At 59.0% G+C, this 4,439-nt stretch carries 4 protein-coding genes; 3 read left to right on the plus strand and 1 reads right to left on the minus strand.

The annotated features are described in order from the left end of the window. The 3 genes from OC610_RS21900 to OC610_RS21910 all read left to right on the plus strand — a co-directional run. Positions 1–329: LysR substrate-binding domain-containing protein (locus tag OC610_RS21900; RefSeq protein WP_264430721.1), on the plus strand; the 329-nt coding region annotated here is incomplete at its 5' end. Between the two features lie 194 nt (positions 330–523). Next, complete coding sequence (locus OC610_RS21905) at positions 524–925, plus strand: MerR family transcriptional regulator (RefSeq protein ID WP_264430723.1); 402 nt, start codon at positions 524–526, stop codon at positions 923–925. Between the two features lie 154 nt (positions 926–1,079). Then, positions 1,080–1,979 carry a hydroxymethylglutaryl-CoA lyase gene (locus OC610_RS21910; protein ID WP_264430724.1) on the plus strand — a complete coding sequence of 300 codons (900 nt, stop codon included), beginning with the start codon at positions 1,080–1,082 and terminating at the stop codon, positions 1,977–1,979. 650 nt (positions 1,980–2,629) lie between these two features. Here the strand turns inward: OC610_RS21910 and OC610_RS21915 are convergent. Beyond that, positions 2,630–4,327, minus strand: coding sequence for an AMP-binding protein (locus tag OC610_RS21915; protein WP_264430726.1), 1,698 nt, complete (start codon positions 4,325–4,327; stop codon positions 2,630–2,632). Positions 4,328–4,439 lie beyond the last annotated feature (112 nt).

Here is a 4,439-nt window from a genome sequence, read left to right on the forward strand (position 1 = left end):
CCAGTCGCCGCAACGGCCTGGGTTATGTCGACCTCGCCCTCGGCAAAATAGGCATCCAGCGCAAGATTGCCCTGCGCTCGCAACATTATTTGATGGCTTCCCAGGTGCTGCAGCAGACCGACATGGTCATGACAGTTCCTGAACGTTTTGCCCGCCGCCACGATCTGCATGCGGTCCACGTGCCCGTCAACGATGTGCCGCCGGTGGAAACGCATCTCTACTGGCACGAAAGCACCGACCAGGACCCGGCCAACCGCTGGATGCGCGAACAGATGATCGAGCTGTGCCAGCAGGTGACGGCCCATGAGAAGAAGCTCGATAAGGTTTAGCAGGCCATAAATTGTGGGAGCGAGCTTGCTCGCGATAGCGGTGTGTCAGCCAGGAAAATATCGGATGTGCCGACGCAATCGCGAGCAAGCTCGCTCCCACAGGTCCGCCGGATGTCATGCAGGCGCTCTTATCTTGACGTGAACGTCAACCTACCTTTAGCTTAGCGCCAACCTCTTTCGTTTCGAGCGCTTCCATGAGCAGCCAGACCTACAGCATCTCCGACCTCGCCCGCGAATTGGATATCACCACCCGCGCCATCCGCTTCTACGAAGAACAAGGCCTGTTGAGCCCGGAGCGCCGTGGCCAGGAGCGCGTCTATTCGCCCCGGGACAAGGTCAGCCTGAAACTGATCTTGCGGGGCAAGCGCATTGGTTTCTCCCTCGCCGAGTGCCGCGAGCTGATCGAATTGTACGACCCCAGCAGCGGCAATCAGAGACAACTCCACAGCATGCTGGCGAAAATCGCCGAGCGCCGGGAGCAACTCGAACAACAGCTGCTGGATATCGAACAAATGAAACTGGAGTTGGACACCGCCGAAGAACGCTGCATCCAGGCGCTGGAGCAGACGATCAAGGGCGAGGAAATCGTCCAGTAACACAACAGTAACCCTGTGGGAGCGAGCTTGCTCGCGATAGCGGTATAACTGACAAAGTTGATATTGACTGACACTCCGCCATCGCGAGCAAGCTCGCTCCACAAGGGTCCCATCATCGTTCACGATGTTCTGCAACCCACTACAGGTCAACCCCATGTCCCTCCCCTCCTTTGTACGCCTGATCGAAGTCGGCCCGCGCGATGGCCTGCAGAATGAATCGCAACCCATCAGCGTCGCCGACAAGGTACGCCTGGTGGATGCGCTGGGCGCTGCCGGCCTCGGTTACATCGAAGTCGGCAGCTTTGTCTCGCCTAAATGGGTACCGCAGATGGCCGGCTCGGCCGAAGTGTTCGCGCAGATACAGCGCAAGCCTGGCGTGACGTATGGCGCCTTGGCGCCGAACCTGAGGGGTTTCGAAGATGCGCTGGCAGCAGGCGTGAAGGAGGTCGCGGTGTTCGCCGCCGCATCCGAAGCGTTTTCCCAGCGCAACATCAATTGCACCATAAAGGAAAGCCTGGAGCGCTTCGCCCCGATCATGGAGGCGGCGAAGCGCAATGGTGTCAGCGTGCGCGGCTACGTATCGTGCGTGCTGGGTTGCCCTTACGAAGGCGACGTCAAGCCCGAGCAAGTGGCCTGGGTCGCCCGGGAGCTGTACGCGATGGGCTGCTATGAAGTGTCCCTGGGCGACACCATCGGCACCGGTACCGCCGGCGCGACGCGCAGGATGTTCGAAGTGGTGGGCGCCGACGTGCCTCGGGAGAAACTGGCGGGACATTTCCACGACACCTACGGTCAGGCCCTGGCCAATGTCTACGCCAGCCTTCTGGAGGGCATCGCCGTGTTCGACAGTTCCATCGCAGGCTTGGGTGGCTGCCCTTATGCCAAGGGTGCCAGCGGTAACGTCGCGACTGAAGACGTGCTGTACCTGCTCAATGGCCTCGGCATCGAGACCGGCATCGACTTGGACGCGCTCATCGCCGCGGGCCGGCAGATTTGTGATGTGCTGGGCCGTCCCACCGGTTCGCGCGTTGCGAAGGCGCGGCTGGCGCAGTGAGGTGTTACCGCCCCCGTTTGTAACGGGGGCGAAACGAGTAACACGGAAACAATTTGTCAGGGTTTCGCGGGATGGATTTTCTGACAAAAAACTCAAGCCATTGATTTGTATGTATTTTTTAAAGTTGGCACGGCACCTGCTATATCTCTTGCACAACAAGAATAAAAAAAAGCGACAAACCCAATAAAAACAAGACGAAACGACTCTGACATAACAAAAACAACACGGAAGAGACGCAGCTAACAGATTTTTTTGGAGAAGATAGGCTTTTCAGGGTGCTTTCAGGAGTAACCCGCAACCGGGCAGAGAACAATAAAACTACCTTCAGGTAGCTCCCGAATCGGTTGGATCGCAAGGCGAAAAAGCAGATCAGCGCTCAAAAAAATACGTTTGCTCTTGATCCCGGATGGGGATCGCCAAAAACAGCGGTAAAGGGTCACGGCTGCCAAAAACAACAACAGGCCGCCCCTCAATAATAAAAAAGAGCACGCGACGATAAAATTAAAGGGGAGCCTCGGCTCCCCTTTGTGCTTTCTGGTATTTGAGTTTTGTGGGAGCGAGCCTGCTCGCGAATGCGACGAGCCAGGCGACATAGATGTTGGCTATGCCGCCGTCTTCGCGAGCAGGCTCGCTCCCACGGGGGATCTCAGTCAGCCGTTGCTATCGCGCAGCTCTTCGATGCTGATTTCACGCATGCGAAATTTCTGGATCTTGCCGGTAACCGTCATCGGAAAATCTTCGACGAACTTGAAATGACGCGGCGTCTTGAAGTGAGCAATGCGCTCCTTGCACCAGGCCTGCAGTTCCTGCTCGGTGGCGCTGTGGCCGGGATGGAATTTGATCCAGGCGACGATCTCCTCGCCATAACGCGAGCACGGAATACCGATCACTTGCACATCGGCCACCGCGGGGTGGGTGAAGAAGAACTCCTCCAGCTCGCGGGGATAAACATTCTCTCCGCCGCGGATGATCATGTCCTTGTTACGCCCGACGATGCGCACGTAGCCCTGCTCGTCCATGGTCGCGAGGTCGCCGGTGTGCATCCAGCCTTGCGGATCGATGGCATCGGCGGTGCCCTTGGGGTTGTTCCAATAGCCGAGCATCACGCTGTAGCCGCGCGTGCACAGTTCGCCGATGGTCCCGCGGGGGACGATATCGCCCGCCGCGTCGATGACCTTGCTTTCGAGCTGCGGCTGGGTCCGTCCCACCGTGGTCACGCGCAATTCCAGTTCATCCGTGGGACCAGTCTGCAATGACACCGGACTGGTTTCCGTCATGCCGTAGGCAATCTGCACCTCAGTCATGTGCATCTCGCTGATGACCCGCCGCATCACCTCGATGGGGCAAGTAGCTCCGGCCATGATTCCGGTGCGCAAGCTGGACAGGTCAAAATCCCCCCGCTGTGGCTGGTCGAGCATGGCGATGAACATCGTGGGAACGCCGTACAACGCCGTGGCTTTTTCTTCGGCGACGGTGCGCAGGGTCAGCAAGGGGGCGAAGGCATCGCTGGGGTAGATCATGGTGCTGGCGTGAGTCAGACAACCCAGGTTGCCCATGACCATGCCGAAGCAGTGATACAGCGGCACCGGGATCACCAGCCGATCGTCAAAGCTCAGGCCCAGGCTTTCGCCGACCATGTAACCGTTGTTGAGGATATTGTAATGGCTGAGGGTCGCACCCTTGGGAAATCCGGTGGTGCCTGAGGTGTACTGGATATTTACCGGCTGATCGAAATGCAGGCTCCCCTGGCGTTCAGTCAGTTGCCCTGGCGACACCGCTGCACCGAGGGCAGCCATCTGCGACCAAGGTAAAAATCCCGAAGGCGGCTGCGAATCGAGGCTGATCACCCCGCGCAGGTCCGGCAGGCGCTCGCTTCGCAATTGTCCGATCGATTGCTCTGCCAGCTCCGGCACCAGTGCCTGCAGCATGGCGTGGTAATCCGACGTCTTGAACATCCCCGCGCACACCAGCCATTGGCAACCGGACTGCTTGAGCACGTACTCCAGTTCGGAGGCGCGATACGCCGGGTTGATGTTGACCAGGATCACCCCGATCTTCGCACTGGCGAACTGACTGATGCACCATTGCGCGCAATTCGGCGCCCAGATGCCAAGGCGATCGCCGGCCTGCAAGCCCAGCGCCAGGAAGGCCCGGGCGTGCAGATCGACCGCTTCGGCCAGTTCTCGCCAGCTGTAGCGCAGCGACTGGTGGCGAACCACCAACGCCTCGCCATCCGGATAACGGGCCACGGTCTGGTCGAAAACCTCGCCGATGGTTTGCGCCAGCAAGACCTTGTCCTGCGAGCCGCGGGTGTAGCTGAGCTGTGAATGCGAACCGGGTTGATCCATGACGCCCCCTCTTGTCTTTATTGGTGGGTGTAGCGGTGGAACCTCATGCATAAATGCCGTAGTGGCTGTGTAGGAGCTGCGTAGGAGCTGCGTAGGAGCTGTCGAGTGCAAC

This window comes from Pseudomonas agronomica (genome assembly GCF_025917275.1).
GTDB classification, from domain to species: domain Bacteria; phylum Pseudomonadota; class Gammaproteobacteria; order Pseudomonadales; family Pseudomonadaceae; genus Aquipseudomonas; species Aquipseudomonas agronomica.